Below are 1776 nucleotides of genomic sequence, written 5' to 3'. Positions count from 1 at the left end.
CCTGAGTTGGGTCAAATGCCTTAGTGCCTTGCAGTGGGGTCCTGCAGCGCGTTGAGGATTGTGGTCTCGGCGGGGCTGAGCGCGGGCGGGATGGTGGTGGTGATGCCGTTGATCTCGACGGTTGCCGAGCGCAGCGGCTTGAGGGTGCGCAGGACCCGTCGTAGCGAGAGGCCGGTCCGGTTCTGCACGGCGCGGCTGACGGCGAGGGCGGTGAACACGATGGTGAGGTGGGCCTCGATCGCGTCGCGGGTGCGGGCGAACATGGGCCGGGCGCGTAGGTCGGTCTTCGACATCCGGAAGGACTGCTCGACCTGCCAGAGATCGTGATAGCTCGCGGTGACCTCGCAGGCGGGCATGAGGCCGGCGGGGATGTTGGTGACGTAGCCCTTCAGGCCGACCAGCCGCCGTGCCCGCGCGAGCGCCTTCTCATCGAGGGTCTGTGCGCCGTTGGTGGTCTTGACGAACCTCGGGGTGCGTGCGGCCTTCTCCCCGGCAACGACGGCCTTGGCGCGGTTCTCCTGCAGGGTCAGGGTCTTGGTGTCGCGGACCGAGCGTTTGGTCGAGTAGGCCCACACCGCCCGCCAGGACCCGGGATGCCGGTCGGGGTCCCAGACCGGCTCGGCCTTGGTCTTCGGGTTGCTCGCCGCGTCCTTGTGGTGCCCGGTGCGTGGGGTGATGGTGTCGATGAGTTGGCCGTCGGTGAACGCGGTCCCATGCCAACGGAAGTGGGACTCCAGATCCTTCGGCGCCTTGGTCGCCCGGGATCCGACGATGAACCGCAACCCAGCGTTGTCGAGGTCCTTCAGATTGCTCGAGGACAGCATCCCGGCGTCGGCCACGACGACCATGTCGGCCAGGTTGTGCCGTGCCTGGAACGCCTTCACGATCGGGACGATGGTGAGGGTCTCTGCCTTGTTGCCCTCGTAGCAGCCGATCTCGAGTGGGAACCCACGCCGGTCCACCAGCAGCCCGACCACGATCTGAGGGTCGACGCGGCGTTCCTTGGAATAGCCGACCTTCCGGAGTTCGTCCTCGGTGTCTGCCTCGAAGTAGAGCGTGGTGACGTCGTACAACACCAGGCTGACATCGCCGCTGGTGAGGGCGTGGTTGAAGCATGCGGTCGCGATCTGGTCGCGATAGGTCCCTTCCCGAGCGCGCCGCAGCGTGCGTTTGCGAGTCGACAGGCTCGCTGAGACCCGGCCCATCTCGGCCAGGACCCGGTCGATGTCCAGCAGACTGGTCGGCTCGACCACGCGTGCGATCACCAGGTCGCGGAAGACCTCGTCGTCCACGACGTCGAAGCCGAGGCTGGAGTACACCCCAGCAAGAGCGTCGTAGAGCAGCCCTGAGGAGCTCTTGAGGACACGCGGGCGCGGCACCATTTGCCGCGATGGCGGCGGGATCGCGGTGCTGGCGAACAGCCCCGCCTGTGTCGATGGCGGGAGCAGCACAGCCTTCGGGACGGCCGGGGTGATGCCGAGGTCAAGGACTCCTTGACGATCATCAGCAAGCAGCCGGTTCGCTTCTTCCATCAGCAGGCCCAGTTCGGCCTCGTCACGCGCCGAGCCGACGTGACGGACGATCCGACGCCGACCCGCGACCGACTCAGCGATCTGCACCGCCGTGGCCCCAGACGCCGTGCGAACCCTCCGAATCCAGGCCACCGGCCGATCATACCGACCCGGATTAGTGCCTTGAGGACGCACTAACCAACCACATATCCGCAGGTCAGCGCGTTCCAGCACCTGAAAATCTGCTCAACTGACCCAACTCAGG

Annotated in this window: 1 protein-coding gene; it reads right to left on the bottom strand. The window is 66.5% G+C overall.

Annotation, left to right across the window (positions count from 1 at the left end):
• Nucleotides 1–20: 20 nt before the first annotated feature.
• Nucleotides 21–1664 (bottom strand): IS1634 family transposase, encoded by a 1644-nt coding sequence (locus tag EV643_RS43890; RefSeq protein WP_133806162.1) that lies wholly within the window; start codon nt 1662–1664, stop codon nt 21–23.
• Between the last annotated feature and the right edge of the window lie 112 nt (nt 1665–1776).

This window comes from Kribbella caucasensis (genome assembly GCF_004361855.1).
GTDB classification, from domain to species: Bacteria; Actinomycetota; Actinomycetes; order Propionibacteriales; family Kribbellaceae; genus Kribbella; species Kribbella caucasensis.
This window is presented reverse-complemented; position numbering and strand designations above follow the sequence as displayed.